Raw genomic sequence first — 14,559 nt, 5'->3', positions numbered from 1 at the left:
AAAGCGGAAGAAGCTGGTTGTCAGGTTGTTCTTGTGAATCCGGCTCATACGACGCAAATGTGTTCAACCTGTGGTGCCATCGTGAAAAAGACACTCTCTGATCGAGTCCATACCTGTTCTCATTGTGGGTTGATTATGGATCGCGATCTGAATGCGTCTCGTAATATCATGAGATTGGGGCTACAATCTCTTGCAAATACTGCATAGATGCCTCTGACTTTAGTCGGGGGAGTAGTCACTGAAAGGATGTCGAATAAAAGTTACAAAAGGAAAAACGACAAGAAAGCAGACAGAATGCTGATATGGGGATTTGAACCCCAGTCGTAGGAGTGAGAGTCCTACATGATTGACCGACTACACTATATCAGCAACGCTTGTGCCCTATTAACTATATCTTCTGAATATTTAATCGTTATGATTCAGATCCGGGATGGGCGATTCCATAGATTCATGAAGAGAGAGAGCCCATAATATAGGAATGAGTAGCCTTGAAGAGCAGATTCGTGAGATTGAGGATGAGCTCAAGAATACGAAATACAATAAAGCAACATCCCTCCACATCGGCCGCTTAAAGGCAAAAATCGCCAAACTCAAAGATGAGGCGGTTGCCCGCGCCATGAAATCCTCCGGAACGGGAGAAGGCTATTCTGTCAAGAAGTCCGGGGATGGGACAGTTGTCCTCGTTGGATTTCCATCGGTCGGTAAATCAACACTCTTAAACTCACTGACCGGAACGAAGAGTGAGACGGCCGCATACGCGTTTACCACGCTCACCGTCGTCCCCGGATTGATGGAGTACAAAGGTGCAAAGATACAGATCCTGGATATTCCCGGGCTTATTGCCGGTGCAGCGATGGGGAAGGGGCGTGGGAAAGAGGTTATCGCAGTCGTTCGGACGGCAGATCTCATTATTATCCTCGGGGATGTCTTCAATGACCGGCATATCGATGTCCTGGTGAAAGAGTTATATGATGCCGGGATCAGGATCAACAAACCACAGCCGGATATCACCATCAAGAAGAGCGGGATGGGCGGTGTCAGGCTCAATACCGTCGGGACAGCCACACTGGATCTCGATGAGATCCGGACCATCCTTGCAGAGAATAAGATTGTCAATGCCGATGTCCTCATCCGCGGAAATGTGACACAGGAGGATTTCATCGATGCAATGATCGGCAACCGCAGGTACATCCCTGCCTTTGTTGCCATCAACAAGGTTGATCTCGTTGATGATCAGACACGCGGCGAGATCGAGAGCCACCTCACAGAACAGTTTGGACAGCCGCCGATCATGATCTCGGCAGTCTCCGGGTACAACATCACCGGGCTGAAGGATGCCATTTACAATCATCTGGGGTTCATACAGATCTTCCTAAAGCCGGTTGGAGGCCCTGCCGATATGGAAGAGCCACTCATCATCAGAAAGGACAGCACCGTTGAGGATGTCTGCAACCGGCTTCACCGGGAGTTCGTTGACAGATTCAGATATGCGAAGGTCTGGGGAGACTCGGTCAAGCATGATGCCCAGCGTGTGGGCCTCCCTCATGTCCTCGCAGACGGTGATATCCTCACCATCGTTACGAAACTTTGAAGACATCCTGAATAATATCCAGAGGGGCATCTGTCAGTACGGCAGTCCCGGAGTAATGAGCCCTGCTCGCCCGGTACCCCCTCTCCCGCAACCGGGTCAAAAAAATCTCCATCGCCGGGGGTGATGCCCCGGTCCTCTTTGCCATCAGATGATAATCATAATGAGGCAGGAGCGGCAGTTCTCCCAGGAGGAGGGTGAGATGGCGGGTCAGCCTCGCTTTTGATCCGAGGATCATCGTCGGAATCCTCTCAAGAAGATTTTGTACAATCTCACGGTTGATGATCTCTCCGATCCAGAGTGGTCCGATGGGATCAGTCTTTTTTGAACAATACGGGCAGATAACGGATCCTGGGAGCAGTTCTGCCTCCACCTCCCGGTATGCACAGGTGGGGCACTGGTGGATATAGCCAAGGGATGTACGTGTTCTGTCAGCTGCCCGTACACCGGGGATGAGCCGCAGATGTGTCCGATGAAAATGCTCAAACGAAAAAGAGAGGATCGGCTCGATACCCCGGTCATACTTCATCGTCTCCCGTGCCACATGGCCGATAAGCATCCTGAGCCCCACCTCGGGATGGTAATCGGTATTCATCGGCCGGGCTGCATACCGTCGCATACCTGCCTTCAGATGGGCGCCACAGAGTGGTGCGGTATCTGTTGCGGTCACGAAGAGATACCGCCGTGCAGATCTGATGCATGAATCAATGAAGGGTGCGGGGCTCCCGAATGGATCGAGATCCACCGTCTCAAACCGTTCAGTTGCAAGGAGTGCATGGGCATCACGGTTGACAACCCTGATGGGGAGATTGAGTCGCCGGGCATTGTCTCTCAGAAACCTGACAGCAGCAGCATCACGATCATTGGCGATGACGGGGATGGCGCATTCATGTGCGACACGGAGTGCCCGGACGCCTGTTGCAGCCATCAGGTCGAGATAGTCCGATGGGAGGAGTTCGGAGAGGAGGAGGATGGTGGCATCACGGTTCAGCTCCATCCGTTTATTAAAGAAGACAGGGGCTGTCCCTGGTGGGAAGTGCGCATCATCATCCTGCCGGGGAATGGCAAACCGGGTCGTCCCTTCGACGACAGAAGCAAAATCCATTCTGTACACCTGGTCTTCGCAAAACTTATACCTTCGTCACCCTAACTATAATGGTCAAAGGGCATGTGGCCTAGTCAGGATAGGGCGTTAGCCTCCTAAGCTAATGGTCGGGGGTTCAAATCCCTCCATGCCCGTCTCTTCTGCAGGGTGTATAATTCCAAAAATTGTTTGATTAAACCTGCTCTTACCCCGGCGGATATCCGGTTTACAAACTGCCATCAGTGATCTTTCCTGTCCTCGCGGTTATAACCATCCTCCAGACCGGAAAGGGCCGGAATAGTACATCCAATGATAAATAGATTGACTACCAACGTAGTACGTAATGCATCTACCGGGATTCATACGAATCACTCGGCCTGCGAACTGCCTCGTTGCCGGAGGTGCGGCGATCATCGCGTATTTTATAGCGGCCGGATCGTTCATCCCGGAGACGCTCTTTCTCTTTGTCACCGTCCTTCTGATTACTGCGGCAGGCAATACCATCAATGATGCCTACGATGCTGCAATTGATGCCATCAACCGGCCTGATCGTCCGATACCCTCGGGTGAGATGACAGTTCGGACAGCACAACAATATTCCCTCCTCCTCTTTATCGGAGGTATTGGAGCTGCACTCTTCACCAATTCGATCTGTCTTTCGATTGCCGTCTTCAATACCCTTATTCTCTTCTTCTATGCTCGCAGCCTGAAAAAAGCCATGCTTATCGGAAATATTGCAGTCGCCTATCTGTCAGGGAGCATCTTCCTTTTCGGGGGGGCACTCGCCGGTATCGAAGGGCTTATCATCACGCTTCCGCTGGTAGCAATTACCTTCTTCGGAACGGTTGCACGAGAGATCCTTAAGGATGCAGAGGATATTGATGGAGATGCCCTGGGGGGGGCAACGACCTTCCCGATGGTCGCTGGTCTGCAGCGTTCGGTAACAGTTGCGTTTGGATGCGCCATCATCGCCGTCATGGCAAGTCTCATTCCGGTGCTCTGGTGGGGACTTCCATACCTTGTCGGGATACTTGTTCTGGATGGAGCGATTCTGAAATCCGTTTACTCCGTGAGACGGTGTTCCACCCCGGCATGCGTACGGGACCTTCGTGTGACAAAACAGCTGGCATACCTGATGTATGCAGCCCTGCTCATCTTTGCTCTTGCGGCAGGAATGGAAATCTTTATCCCGATTGACTAATTGCTTAGTATAGAGGGGAGATATGCGAGTCTATAAGCGAAAAACAACCTATCTTGCAGAACCCGGAGCCTTCTTTGAAGGAAATGTCCATATACATGGCAACTTCATGGTCCCCACACGCACCCATTTCTGGGGAAGGCTTGTCGTTGACGGTGATCTTGAACTTGGCCCGCAGTCATCGGTCGAAGGGGATATTGTCTGTAAAAACGCCGTCATCGGGCGGGAGAGTACCATCAAAGGCCCGCTCCGGGTCGATGAGAATGCAACGATCTGTGATGGGGCACATCTTCACTCCGTCGAAGCAGGTGGTGATATCATCCTCAGACCGGGTGTGAGTGTCGGAGATGTGCGATCAGAGAACTCTGTCCTGATCTATGGCAAGATACAGTCAGGAACATTAGTTGGAAGAAACGTCAAAATCATCGGGGATTGATGATGGATCAATTCCGATAGTGATCACCTCGCAGATATCATGCCAGTTGACGATCGTCTCGACGCACCCGTCCTTCACCGTGACGACCCCCATTCCGACGAGTCCGATCCGGTTGCACATCTCAAGCCCTTCCTTGACTTCCATCAGGCATCCGACACCCACAATCGCCTTTGGACGATATTTCTGGACCATCCTTTTGATGAATGTCGATCCCGGGATGATGAACACCCGGTACCCAAGACCCTCCATCTTCGGGATGGCAGCTCCGAGTTCGCATCGCCGGCAGCCGACACATGCAAGTCCTTCCGGGGTGAGGTGGGCAGGGCATTTGGAAGATCGAAGGCATTGCGGTAGAAAGATGGCCCGCTCTGCTACAGGAACTGCAGAGAACGCACTTGTATTCATTCTGTTATCGAGCCTGATTAAAAACTTCAGGAGCTCTCCTGGCTCAATTCCGATGAAGGCACAGAGGCCTTTGACGAACCCCTCCATCAGGACCAGAAAGGGGCGGAGGAGAGCGGGGAAGATGACCTTCCCGGATCGGATCGATGTGCCGATTAAAACAACCATGAGGATCGCTATTCCAAAGAGGAAGAGGATGATGAAGAGAGTCACCTCTCCAAGAAGGATCATCAGGTTCTGCAAGGTCGGATCCGTAAAGATCATAGCTATCTAGTATGTACCATTGACCCCTTTATCCTCTTGCCTCAGGGCACAAGCCATGGGTGCTCGTATGGCCTGGTGATGATCCCCTCCTCGGTAATGATACCGGAGACAAGATCAAACGGGGTTGCGTCAAATGCATAATTACGGACCGGAACATCATCAGGAACGGTTCTGACGCCGCAGAATGCAGCGACCTCATCACGTTCCCGCTCCTCAACGATGACATCGAGAACAGATCGTGATGGATCGAAAGTAGACTTCGGTGCGGCAACATAGAACGGAATCTGATGATACCGCGCAGTGACCGCATGCATATAGGTGCCGATCTTGTTGAAGAGACCGTCACGGCAGATTCGATCGGCACCCACGATGATGAGATCCACCTCACCCTTCTGCATCAGGTAGGCGGCCTGGGAGTCGATGATCGTTGTCACCGGTATAGCGTCTCTTGCAAGCTCCCACGCCGTCAGCCGCGATCCCTGGAGGAGGGGGCGTGTCTCACATGAGATGACGCTGACATCCTTCCCATCGGCCACAGCGGATCGGATCACGCCAAGGGCAGTTCCCCATGCTGAGCAGGCGAGGGCACCGGCATTACAATGGGTCAGTACCGTGGCACCATCAGGGATGATCCCTGCACCATGCGATCCGATCAGCCTGCAGATCGCCTCATCCTCATCGGCAAGCGCCTCTGCCAGTCTGAGTGCGAGATGAGCGGCAGCAGCAGGATTATCCTCCTCCATGACGGCTGCGAGGACCTGATCCACACCCCATGCAAGGTTCACTGCGGTCGGGCGGGCAGATCGGAGCGCTGCTGCATCCTGTTGAACAGATTGATGGAAGGTATCAGGGCTCTCCTGTAGCGCCATCGAACAGGCGAGAGCGATGCCATAGGCCCCGGCTACACCGAGTGCCGGTGCACCCCTGACCTCAAGCCTCTGTATCGCTACAACCAGCCTGCGAACCGTTGTACAGACGACATGCTCATACCGGCCGGGAAGGAGTGTCTGGTCGATCAGGCCGACACCGCCCTCCTCCCACCAGATCGTCCGTCCCTCCATCACTCACCAGTCGCCAGTGCGTCGCGGGTAGCTCTCATTGCAGCAGCACCCGCCGTCATCACCGAATCCGGGATATCACGTGGGGCGGTGACCGTGCCTGCAACATAGATCCCCGGCCGGATCGTTCCGACGGGATCGAGCTTCAGATCGGTTGTATTGACAAAGCCGTTCTGATCAAGGGGGATACCGAGCTGCTCCACAATCGCCTGTGTGTCTGGTACCGGCTCAATTCCGGCTGATAGGACGACCAGATCGGCATGGAGGCTGATGAACTCGCCGGTCTCGGTATCTTCGAGCGGAAGGATGAGATCGGTATCGCCTGCCATCACCTCTCCCGGGAAGGCACGGAGCAGGTGGACGCCGCTTGCCTCGGCACGAACACAATACTCCTCATATCCCTTTCCATAGGCACGGATGTCGTTATAGAGTATCGTCACCTCGGTTTCGGGATGGTGCTCACGGATCAGCATCGCATTCTTCAGCGCGTACATGCAGCAGACACTTGAGCAGTAGCTCTTCCCGATCTGCATATCACGTGACCCGACACACTGGACGAAGACGACAGAACGAGGTACTGCACCATCCGAGAGTCTCCGCACCTCTCCCCTGGTTGGTCCGCTCGCATTGATCAGTCGTTCAAACTCGAGGCTTGTGATGACATCAGGATACCTGAGGTACCCAAACATCGCCTTGCGCGTTGCATCGAAGAGCTGGTACCCGGTGGCGATGATGACGCTCGCCGCCTCGATCACCTCCATCTTCTCCGTATCCTCACGGAGAACTGCTTCACGGCCGCAGATATCATAACAGAGACCACATTCTATACAGTGCTCCGCATCCCGGACAACGATGTTTGGAACAATCTGGGGGTGCGGCTTATAGATAGCTTTGCGGACACCGACACCGGCATCAAACCGGTTATACACTTCAACGGGGCAGATGTCGACACAATCTCCACACCCGTTACAGAGAGTTGCATCGACATACCGTGGGTGCTGCCGGACTGTTACGCGGAAGGCGCCAACCTCCCCCTCGATATCGGTCACCTCTGCAAGTGTTTTGATGGTTATAAGGGGGTGGCGTTCAACATCAACCATCTTCGGCGAGAGGATGCACATCGAACAGTCGTTTGTCGGGAAGGTCTTGTCAAGCTGTGCCATATGGCCCCCGATGCTTGGTTCCCGCTCGATCAGTGTCACCGGGATATGATGGTTTGCGACATCGAGTGCCGCCTGGATCCCTGCTACACCCCCACCGATGACAACAACCCTACGCATCCCTGTGCCTCCCTGCAAGTGCCACATAGTCGGTTGCATTCTTGAGGATGGATGCGCGCTGCTCCTCTGTCGTCTCCGCGATGACCTTTCCTGGAACGCCAAGCACAAGGGAATATGGTGGAATGACCTTCCCTTCGGTGACGACAGCTCCGGCACCGATGATACTCCCGGTCCCGATTACTGCTCCGTTCATCACGATGGCGCCCATCCCGATGAGAACCTCATCTGAGACGGTGCAGCCATGCAGGATTGCCCCGTGACCGACAGATACCTCAGAGCCGATAAGTGTTGGGTGGCCGACACTCCCATGAATGACAGCGTTATCCTGGACATTTGATCCCTCACCAATGACAATCCGCTCACGATCTCCCCGGATCACGGCACCAAACCAGACACTCACATCTTTGCCGAAGGTAACATCACCAACGATGGTGCTGTTCCCTGCGATGAAGATGCAGGAGCTGGGGCTTCCACCATTACACATAATAGTCTATATGTTGTACGATGATTTGCATGAACGTTATGGTTGGAGGCACCTTCGATCCTCTCCATGCCGGCCACCGGGTCCTCCTCAGTAGATCGTTTGAGATTGCCGGAAGAGAGGGGCTCGTCACCATCGGATTGACATCAGATGCATTTGTCCAGAAGAAGAGTCACCCGGTCCGTCCATATGATATCCGGAGGGAAGAGCTGATCATCTGGATTGAATCGATGCATTTTGAGGCTTCGTATATCATCGAATGCCTCTCAGACCAGTACGGATCAGCCCTTAACGATGATTTTGACGCACTCGTCGTCTCAGAAGAGACATTTCCCGTTGCCGGGGAGATCAACAGACTGCGGGAGGAGATGGGAAGAAAGAGGGTCGATATCTATACCATCCGGTGCATCCTCGCAGATGATGGAAAGATCGTCTCCAGTACCCGGATCTACCGGGGAGAGATAGATCCCGACGGCCATCTGATCAGATGATATAGGTTGCAATATCCCGGGTGATCAGGGTCTCGCAGTACCTGCACCGGTATCCTTTCGACCGGCAGTGGAATGAACTTTGAATCGGTTCATTTGCATTTGATATGCAGCCTGGATTCGGACAGCGGATGACACCGGTGATGAGGGGAGGGATCTCAACACCGATCTTCTTCTCAACCCGGAATTCCCGGATGATGTTAATGCTTGCATGGGGGGCAACCAGTGAGATGCGGTCCACCTCCTCCTTCTTCAGTTCACGATTCTCGATCTTGACGATATCCTTCTTTCCCATCTGTCTGCTTTCGACATTCGTCGCGATGGAGAGGCACTCCGTCGTCCTTCCGGTGACACCGAGAATCCGGAGGACAGAGAGCCCTTCCCCTGGATCGATGTGATCGATCACCGTCCCGTTCCTGATAGGGCTGATCAGAAGTCCTTCTTCAGGTTTTCTCTTCATGGTAACACCTTCTGCAGCATGGCCATCCGAATCGGAACACCATTCTTCGCCTGCTGGAAGTAGCGGGCGCATGGGAGCGAATCGACAGCCGGGTCGATCTCATCGACCCGGGGAAGCGGGTGCATCAGAATGAACCGGTCCCTGACTCCGGTGAGCACTTCCGGCGTGATGCGATACCATGACGCGATTGATGCATAGGTGCCGGGGTCGGGGAATCTTTCCCTCTGGATGCGGGTGACATAGAGGACATCAAGGTCCGGGATGATATCATCGATATGTTCATGGACCACAATCTCAGTCCCGGCTTCATGGAGGTCATGGACGAGGCTTGGCGGGAGTTCGAGCCCCTGCGGGGTGATGGTATGAATCCGGACACCATAGTGTGAGAGGGCGAATGCAAGAGAATGCGTCGTTCTCCCATACCGGAGATCCCCGAGAAATCCGACGTCAATCCCCTCAAGCGGCATCGACTGCCTGATCGTGAAGAGATCGAGGAGTGTCTGGGAGGGGTGCTGACCCGCCCCGTCCCCGGCATTGATGACCGGGACCGTCGAGAACTCGGATGCAAACAGTGATGCCCCCTCCTTTGGATGCCGGAGGACGATGGCATCAGCGTATCCTGAGACGACCCGGATGGTGTCTGCAAGGGTCTCTCCCTTTGCAATCGAGCTCGCCTCCACCGAGCCAAAATTAATGACGGTGCCACCCAGACGCTGCATCGCCGCGGTAAATGACATCTGTGTTCTGGTACTAGGTTCAAAAAAAAGGACGGCAAGGATCTTCCCTGCCAGGGCATCATGATCGAATATGCCCTGGTCGATCGCAGCCGCCCGATCGAGGATGTCATCGATCTCTTCCCGCGACACCTCTTTTATCGAGATTATATGATCCATAATGATCCGCCAGTTCGAGGGTATCTCCTCATTGTCCCAGACATTATCATGCTATCCAGATAAAACGAGGGGATCACTTCCGGGCGATTGTCAGAAATCCGCTATGAGCGACCCGTGTTGATGGCCTTGTCCCCCTCGCGCTCCGGGTCAGTTCGCGCTCCATACACTCGTAGCAGTGCACTTCTCCTGCGAAGAGTTCTGTGGCAGCATCGATGACGCCAAAGGTCTGTTCAAAGAACGGGGTATATGTTGCAAAAAACCCGCCTGGAACGAGGAGGCTGTGGGCATGGGCGACATGGTCGGGTTGTATCATCATATCGAGGTGAACGATATCAAAGCTCCCGGTGGCGGTCAGGAAATCTTCCGGATGAACTCTGACGTTATCGAGGCGTGCATCAGCGATATTCTTCTCTGCGAGCCGTGCAAACTCGGGGCGGATCTCATAGGTATCAACTGATGCTGCAATCCCTCCAAAGTAGATGGCTGCCACACCACTCCCGGTCCCGGCATCGAGCACCCGGTCTCTGCGGTTCATGCCGGTATAGGCGATCACCATCCCGATGTCCTTTGGGAGCATCGGCGCCCCGCTCCGCTTTCCGTGGGTGAAGAGATCCGGGGGTCGGGGAACCCGGATGGAGAATACCTTTCCAAGGTGTGTCCTGATCTCATCGCCTGGCTCCTTTCCGATGAGGTCAGAGAGTTCTATCTCTCCTGCATCGGATCCGAATTTTCCCGGCCCTGCCCGAAGGTAGTACTCCCTCTTCGGGCCGATGAGGAGGACGCGATCCCCTTCCTCGATCATTGCATGCCGATCTTCATGATCGCCTCAGCAATATCGCCGTTCGTCTCTTTCAGGGCTGCACGCGCAGCCTCTTCTGAGACATTCGCCTGCATGGCGACGAGCTGCACATCATCCTCGGAGATCTCGACCTCTACGGGTGCGGAGTCGAGGATCTTCACAGGCTGAAGTCTGGGGGTCCCTGTCAGCTGGTAGGTTGTCACACCCTGCATCGTCATGCCGACGACCTCGGCTTCCTCGAAGATATAGGTTCCATCCCGCGCCTCGATGGTGACACGGGTGACACCCTCGATAGGCTCCATCGACATGCCGAGCTTGTTCATCATCTGTTTCATCTTTTTTGGGTTCATTCCACCTGGCATCATCGTTTATCTCTTCCCTGTCGTACTTTTACGGCACCACCGTACTTAAATTCCAGCATCTCTGATCCGGAGAGGACCGCCATCCCGGTTGCAAGGAGTGTATCCTCCTCATCAACGACGAAGACCTCATCTTCAGCACGAATATCCGGATCTACACCGATCACATGCTTCGCCATCGCATTCTTCCCTGCGAGGACGAAGGGAACTGCCTCGGGATGGAGGATAACCCTTCCCACGGGCGGCGCAGAGAACGCATGGATACGTTCTGCCCCGTCGTAGCTGAGGGTGAGCCGCCCGTCCTGTGCACGTACCGTAGCAAGACGCTTCCCGCCATCACTGATATAGCGTATCCGCTTTGATGTTGAGTACTGAAACGTACATGTCTCTGGAAAGAGTGCCTCTCCGGATCCTCGTCCAAACTGAAATTCAGCTATTCTCCGCACACGACGAAGACTGCCGTGCGAGGATATCATCGATCTCTCTGACAAAAACTTCCTCCGTCCCTGCAGGGATATACGCCCCTGCGGCGATTGCATGTCCGCCACCTGCCCCACCGACCCGCTCTGATGCTTCACAGAGTGCTGCCTGGAGGTCAATACCTCTCGCAACGACACGCTCGACCGTCCGCATCGAGACCTTCACCACCTCGGGATCATCAGGGAGGGTACAGAAGACCATAATCGGCCGTTTCCAGTCAAGCTTCGAGAGGGCCATGCCAGCCCCGATCCCGACGATGGTGTCAGGGAACCGGTCCCCGGTATGGATCCACTGCAGGTTATCTGTTCTGGCTACTCCCGTATCCAGGATATACTGGAAGAGCTCTCTGATGACGCTTCTGTGGTGACGGAGCATATGTTCAGCTTTGCGGTACTGCAGATCCCGATCTCCGGTGCAGACGGAACTCCCGATATCGGGACGAGCCCATCGTCCACAGGCATTCAGCATTGTGGCGTATTCAGAGGCGTTTCTGAGCGGAGATCTCGGTGCTTCGTCCGGGAAGATATAGGACTCCCCGAAGATCCGGTTCACAGGCTCTCCATGGGCTATCAGCTGTTCAACGATAGCAGAGGCGATCGTCCTTCTCTCTTCATCAGGCAGCTCCTCCCAGACCCGCCACCTGCCATCGGGTTCACGAAGAGTAATCCCGAGCCTCTCAAGAAACGCCTGCGCACCATTTGGGTTGTTGCTGATCCCCGGGATGATCGGATCGTCGCTATAACTGAGGCAGATATGAATGGGGCGTGTGGAGAGGCCGTAGCAGTTGAGATCATGCGTGGTTATTCTAACATTGCCAGCTGTGACACCATCGAGTGCGATCTCACGGGCGGGACCGACAAGCCCGCATGCCTCCCGCGCCATCATATCACCGACATTTCCGACGACACCAAGCTTTGCCAGATCGCGGTTGCCTGCATCCATCTCCCTGGCGACAAAGTATGCAATCCCTGCTGCAGAGAGCTTCCCAATTCCATATGGGAGGCAGTTCACCTGCCGGTACTCGATGTTTGACGGTTGGCTGATGTGGTGATCAAGGATGAGAACCTCATCATCCGAAAGACCATGCTCTTCGATGAGGTTCTGCTGGCCTGCACCGAGATCAACGAATATCTTGAGGGTATCATCCTTGGGAACCCATTTCATCATAAGAGGTTCAAGCTGCCTGAGAAAGACCGACCGTGTCTGAATGTTGAGTCGGGATACTGCCTCCCTCAGGATCGCCTCACTTGCAATGCCATCGGCATCGATATGTGAGAGGATCGTCACTGCGGATGCAGATCTGATGATCTCCGATGCCTCGCGGAGATCCTCAGTAAAAGCCATACACTAATAGATATGATCTCCCAATACATCAAAGGTGTGCTATGCCATACAGGACGTCAGAATGGGTGGATGAAGGACCGGTGACACCGCGCCTGATGCAGGTGATCGAGAGGAATGCGGTTGCACTCGGGGTCTCGACCCTTCAGATGATGGAGAGTGCGGGCAAGGCTCTTGCAGACCGGGCACTCATCGAGGCGCCGGATCATGTCCTTCTCCTCTGTGGAAAGGGGAACAACGGTGGTGACGGTTTCGTCGCCGCCAGATACCTTGCCAGGCATACTGAGGTCACCTGCATCTGCCTCTCAGGGGAACGGCAGGGTGACGCGGCAACAAACCTTCTTGCACTCAGGCGATGCGGGATCCCGATCCATGAGATCAGCTGCAGGGATGATCTTCTGGTTCATGGCCCCCTTTTCTCTTCTGCGGATCTCATCATCGATGCCCTCATCGGGACCGGCTCAGCCGGTATCCTCCGTGAGCCGGTTGCAACCTGCGTCCGGCTGGCAGGGGAGTCGGATGCGTTCATCCTCTCAGCTGATCTCCCGACCCCGGGCATCTCACCGGACTGCATCCTTGCGTTTCACCGGAGCAAAGGCGGTGCAACCGAAGCGGCGGATATCGGGATTCCGATCGAAGCCGAATGCTGCACAGGCCCCGGGGATCTCCTCCTCATTCCGGCGAAGCAAAGCAGTGCCCATAAAGGTGCGGGAGGAAAGGTCCTCATCATCGGCGGGGGACCGTATCAGGGAGCGCCATACCTCGCCGGTCTCGCCGCGCTCCGCGCAGGTGCGGATATCGTCAGGGTTGCAACCCCCTGCCCCCTTGACTATCCGGATATCATACACATCCCTGTCGGCGGTACAATCCTCAGTGAGGCCGATACGGAGATGCTGATTGCAGATGCAGAAGAGGCCGACGTGGTCCTCATCGGGCCCGGTATGGGCAGCAAAAGCCAGAATGTTGCGGTCAGGGTTGCAGAAGCAGCACGCAGGGTTGTTATTGATGCAGATGCACTCCGCCTCCCGCTCCCTGTGGGGGGAGAGACGATCTACACCCCGCATGCAGGAGAGTTTGCACGTATCTTCGGCCGGTCTCCGGAGGGGAGTTCCCGGCAGAGGGCCCGCCTCGTCTCGGCAGCCGCATCGGAGACGCGGGTTGTCCTCCTCAAAGGGAAGATCGATATCGTCAGCGACGGGCGGAGGGTGCGGTTTAACAGGACCGGCCATCCTGCGATGACTGTCGGGGGAACCGGAGATCTTCTCGCTGGTATTGCTGCCGGACTCTTCTGCCGGATGTCTGCATTTGAGGCGGCCTCTGTTGCTGCATATGCAAACGGTGTCGCAGGGGAGTCTGCGGCAGCGGGGATCGGAGATGGCATGATCGCGGGTGATCTTCTTCCCTTCATCGCCCGGATATTATATGGAGAGTTATACTGATGGTGGAATTTACCCATATTGAAGAGGGGCATGTCCGAATGGTTGATGTGACGGGCAAGCCCGATGTCTCCCGTTCTGCAACAGCGGAAGGGAAGATATACCTGAGCAGTGAGACGCTTGCCGCAATCAGGGATGGTACCGGACTTAAAGGAAACGTCCTTGCAACAGCGGAGGTGGCAGCCATCCTCGCGGTGAAGGAGACCTCTGCGATCATCCCGATGTGCCATCCCCTCCCCATCGGCGGTGTCTCTGTCGGTTTTATTGAAACAGACGAGTATATCAACGTCACCGTCACCGTCAAAACCTATGGGAAGACCGGTATTGAGATGGAGGCACTCACCGGCGTCTCGGTCGCCCTCCTCACCATCTGGGATATGGTGAAGTCGGCGGAGAAGGATGAAGGCGGGCAGTACCCGACGACCCGTATTGAGGGGATCCGGGTTCTTTCAAAAGAGAAGGGCACCGCCTAACCAGACATCTTTATCTGCGCTCGTAACGAACAACTACGC

Annotated in this window: 18 protein-coding genes and 2 tRNA genes; 8 read left to right on the top strand and 12 right to left on the bottom strand. The window is 54.8% G+C overall.

Annotated features, from left to right (window positions below):
* A partial coding sequence (locus RJ53_RS11905; RefSeq protein ID WP_211530568.1) for a zinc ribbon domain-containing protein occupies nucleotides 1-207 on the top strand: 207 nt, incomplete at its 5' end.
* 88 nt (nucleotides 208-295) lie between these two features.
* Here the strand turns inward: RJ53_RS11905 and RJ53_RS05290 are convergent.
* Nucleotides 296-369 (bottom strand) — tRNA-Glu (locus tag RJ53_RS05290).
* Between the two features lie 109 nt (nucleotides 370-478).
* Between RJ53_RS05290 and RJ53_RS05285 the strand changes: the two genes are divergently transcribed.
* Nucleotides 479-1,591, top strand: coding sequence for an OBG GTPase family GTP-binding protein (locus tag RJ53_RS05285; RefSeq protein ID WP_211530567.1), 1,113 nt, complete (start codon nucleotides 479-481; stop codon nucleotides 1,589-1,591).
* On the opposite strand, the gene RJ53_RS05280 is transcribed toward RJ53_RS05285, so the two are convergent.
* Nucleotides 1,578-2,693: a tRNA (guanine(26)-N(2))-dimethyltransferase gene (locus RJ53_RS05280; protein ID WP_211530566.1), complete on the bottom strand. Its 1,116-nt coding sequence runs from the start codon at nucleotides 2,691-2,693 to the stop codon at nucleotides 1,578-1,580. The genes RJ53_RS05285 and RJ53_RS05280 overlap by 14 nt on opposite strands.
* A gap of 59 nt (nucleotides 2,694-2,752) precedes the next feature.
* On the opposite strand from RJ53_RS05280, the gene RJ53_RS05275 reads away from it, so the two are divergent.
* The 3 genes from RJ53_RS05275 (at nucleotide 2,753) to RJ53_RS05265 (ending at nucleotide 4,306) form a co-directional block, all read left to right on the top strand.
* A tRNA-Arg gene (locus tag RJ53_RS05275) sits at nucleotides 2,753-2,827 on the top strand.
* Between the two features lie 188 nt (nucleotides 2,828-3,015).
* Nucleotides 3,016-3,873, top strand: coding sequence for a geranylgeranylglycerol-phosphate geranylgeranyltransferase (locus tag RJ53_RS05270; protein ID WP_211530565.1), 858 nt, complete (start codon nucleotides 3,016-3,018; stop codon nucleotides 3,871-3,873).
* Between the two features lie 22 nt (nucleotides 3,874-3,895).
* Entirely contained in the window at nucleotides 3,896-4,306 is a 411-nt protein-coding gene (locus RJ53_RS05265; protein ID WP_211530564.1) for a polymer-forming cytoskeletal protein, read from the top strand.
* On the opposite strand, the gene RJ53_RS05260 is transcribed toward RJ53_RS05265, so the two are convergent.
* The 4 genes from RJ53_RS05260 to RJ53_RS05245 form a co-directional block, all read right to left on the bottom strand.
* On the bottom strand, nucleotides 4,271-4,939 hold the full coding sequence (locus RJ53_RS05260; protein ID WP_211530563.1) for a DUF116 domain-containing protein: 669 nt from the start codon (nucleotides 4,937-4,939) through the stop codon (nucleotides 4,271-4,273). The genes RJ53_RS05265 and RJ53_RS05260 overlap by 36 nt on opposite strands.
* Before the next feature lie 74 nt (nucleotides 4,940-5,013).
* The gene (gene mtnA, locus RJ53_RS05255; protein ID WP_211530562.1) at nucleotides 5,014-6,033 is read right to left on the bottom strand and encodes an S-methyl-5-thioribose-1-phosphate isomerase; all 1,020 of its coding nucleotides are present in this window, start codon (nucleotides 6,031-6,033) and stop codon (nucleotides 5,014-5,016) included.
* Nucleotides 6,033-7,310: a CoB--CoM heterodisulfide reductase iron-sulfur subunit A family protein gene (locus RJ53_RS05250; RefSeq protein WP_211530561.1), complete on the bottom strand. Its 1,278-nt coding sequence runs from the start codon at nucleotides 7,308-7,310 to the stop codon at nucleotides 6,033-6,035. The genes mtnA and RJ53_RS05250 overlap by 1 nt, the downstream gene beginning before the upstream one ends.
* Nucleotides 7,303-7,794, bottom strand: a complete 492-nt coding sequence (locus tag RJ53_RS05245) for a gamma carbonic anhydrase family protein (RefSeq protein WP_211530560.1) — start codon at nucleotides 7,792-7,794, stop codon at nucleotides 7,303-7,305. The genes RJ53_RS05250 and RJ53_RS05245 overlap by 8 nt, the downstream gene beginning before the upstream one ends.
* A 29-nt stretch (nucleotides 7,795-7,823) precedes the next feature.
* Between RJ53_RS05245 and RJ53_RS05240 the strand changes: the two genes are divergently transcribed.
* Complete coding sequence (locus RJ53_RS05240; protein WP_211530559.1) at nucleotides 7,824-8,282, top strand: phosphopantetheine adenylyltransferase; 459 nt, start codon at nucleotides 7,824-7,826, stop codon at nucleotides 8,280-8,282.
* On the opposite strand, the gene pyrI is transcribed toward RJ53_RS05240, so the two are convergent.
* The 6 genes from pyrI to RJ53_RS05210 all read right to left on the bottom strand — a co-directional run bounded on the left by pyrI (nucleotide 8,275) and on the right by RJ53_RS05210 (nucleotide 12,614).
* Nucleotides 8,275-8,739 (bottom strand): aspartate carbamoyltransferase regulatory subunit, encoded by a 465-nt coding sequence (pyrI, locus tag RJ53_RS05235; protein ID WP_211530558.1) that lies wholly within the window; start codon nucleotides 8,737-8,739, stop codon nucleotides 8,275-8,277. The two genes, RJ53_RS05240 and pyrI, sit on opposite strands and share 8 nt — an antisense overlap.
* A complete protein-coding gene (pyrB, locus tag RJ53_RS05230; protein ID WP_211530557.1) occupies nucleotides 8,736-9,632 on the bottom strand; it encodes an aspartate carbamoyltransferase in 897 nt (298 codons plus the stop codon). Before pyrB ends, pyrI begins: the two co-directional genes overlap by 4 nt.
* A gap of 73 nt (nucleotides 9,633-9,705) precedes the next feature.
* The gene (locus RJ53_RS05225) at nucleotides 9,706-10,434 is read right to left on the bottom strand and encodes a methyltransferase domain-containing protein (protein WP_211530556.1); all 729 of its coding nucleotides are present in this window, start codon (nucleotides 10,432-10,434) and stop codon (nucleotides 9,706-9,708) included.
* Nucleotides 10,431-10,796: a nascent polypeptide-associated complex protein gene (locus RJ53_RS05220; protein ID WP_211530555.1), complete on the bottom strand. Its 366-nt coding sequence runs from the start codon at nucleotides 10,794-10,796 to the stop codon at nucleotides 10,431-10,433. Before RJ53_RS05220 ends, RJ53_RS05225 begins: the two co-directional genes overlap by 4 nt.
* Nucleotides 10,793-11,236, bottom strand: coding sequence for a PUA domain-containing protein (locus RJ53_RS05215; protein ID WP_343221836.1), 444 nt, complete (start codon nucleotides 11,234-11,236; stop codon nucleotides 10,793-10,795). Before RJ53_RS05215 ends, RJ53_RS05220 begins: the two co-directional genes overlap by 4 nt.
* Nucleotides 11,220-12,614, bottom strand: coding sequence for a single-stranded-DNA-specific exonuclease RecJ (locus tag RJ53_RS05210; RefSeq protein ID WP_211530553.1), 1,395 nt, complete (start codon nucleotides 12,612-12,614; stop codon nucleotides 11,220-11,222). Before RJ53_RS05210 ends, RJ53_RS05215 begins: the two co-directional genes overlap by 17 nt.
* A gap of 41 nt (nucleotides 12,615-12,655) precedes the next feature.
* On the opposite strand from RJ53_RS05210, the gene RJ53_RS05205 reads away from it, so the two are divergent.
* Nucleotides 12,656-14,050: an NAD(P)H-hydrate dehydratase gene (locus tag RJ53_RS05205; RefSeq protein WP_246495997.1), complete on the top strand. Its 1,395-nt coding sequence runs from the start codon at nucleotides 12,656-12,658 to the stop codon at nucleotides 14,048-14,050.
* Nucleotides 14,050-14,520, top strand: a complete 471-nt coding sequence (gene moaC / locus RJ53_RS05200) for a cyclic pyranopterin monophosphate synthase MoaC (protein ID WP_211530552.1) — start codon at nucleotides 14,050-14,052, stop codon at nucleotides 14,518-14,520. The genes RJ53_RS05205 and moaC overlap by 1 nt, the downstream gene beginning before the upstream one ends.
* Nucleotides 14,521-14,559 lie beyond the last annotated feature (39 nt).

The sequence above is a fragment of the Methanocalculus chunghsingensis genome, assembly GCF_018132105.1.
GTDB lineage: Archaea > Halobacteriota > Methanomicrobia > Methanomicrobiales > Methanocorpusculaceae > Methanocalculus > Methanocalculus chunghsingensis.
This window is presented reverse-complemented; position numbering and strand designations above follow the sequence as displayed.

Bases quoted from the DNA above. Each gene is read 5' to 3' on its own strand.
- RJ53_RS05285 (WP_211530567.1), top strand. From the start codon at position 479: ATGAGTAGCCTTGAAGAGCAGATTCGTGAGATTGAGGATGAGCTCAAG.
- RJ53_RS05280 (WP_211530566.1), bottom strand. From the start codon at position 2,693: ATGGATTTTGCTTCTGTCGTCGAAGGGACGACCCGGTTTGCCATTCCC.
- RJ53_RS05270 (WP_211530565.1), top strand. From the start codon at position 3,016: ATGCATCTACCGGGATTCATACGAATCACTCGGCCTGCGAACTGCCTC.
- RJ53_RS05265 (WP_211530564.1), top strand. From the start codon at position 3,896: ATGCGAGTCTATAAGCGAAAAACAACCTATCTTGCAGAACCCGGAGCC.
- RJ53_RS05260 (WP_211530563.1), bottom strand. From the start codon at position 4,939: ATGATCCTTCTTGGAGAGGTGACTCTCTTCATCATCCTCTTCCTCTTT.
- mtnA (WP_211530562.1), bottom strand. From the start codon at position 6,033: ATGGAGGGACGGACGATCTGGTGGGAGGAGGGCGGTGTCGGCCTGATC.
- RJ53_RS05250 (WP_211530561.1), bottom strand. From the start codon at position 7,310: ATGCGTAGGGTTGTTGTCATCGGTGGGGGTGTAGCAGGGATCCAGGCG.
- RJ53_RS05245 (WP_211530560.1), bottom strand. From the start codon at position 7,794: ATGTGTAATGGTGGAAGCCCCAGCTCCTGCATCTTCATCGCAGGGAAC.
- RJ53_RS05240 (WP_211530559.1), top strand. From the start codon at position 7,824: ATGAACGTTATGGTTGGAGGCACCTTCGATCCTCTCCATGCCGGCCAC.
- pyrI (WP_211530558.1), bottom strand. From the start codon at position 8,739: ATGAAGAGAAAACCTGAAGAAGGACTTCTGATCAGCCCTATCAGGAAC.
- pyrB (WP_211530557.1), bottom strand. From the start codon at position 9,632: ATGGATCATATAATCTCGATAAAAGAGGTGTCGCGGGAAGAGATCGAT.
- RJ53_RS05225 (WP_211530556.1), bottom strand. From the start codon at position 10,434: ATGATCGAGGAAGGGGATCGCGTCCTCCTCATCGGCCCGAAGAGGGAG.
- RJ53_RS05220 (WP_211530555.1), bottom strand. From the start codon at position 10,796: ATGATGCCAGGTGGAATGAACCCAAAAAAGATGAAACAGATGATGAAC.
- RJ53_RS05210 (WP_211530553.1), bottom strand. From the start codon at position 12,614: ATGGCTTTTACTGAGGATCTCCGCGAGGCATCGGAGATCATCAGATCT.
- RJ53_RS05205 (WP_246495997.1), top strand. From the start codon at position 12,656: ATGCCATACAGGACGTCAGAATGGGTGGATGAAGGACCGGTGACACCG.
- moaC (WP_211530552.1), top strand. From the start codon at position 14,050: ATGGTGGAATTTACCCATATTGAAGAGGGGCATGTCCGAATGGTTGAT.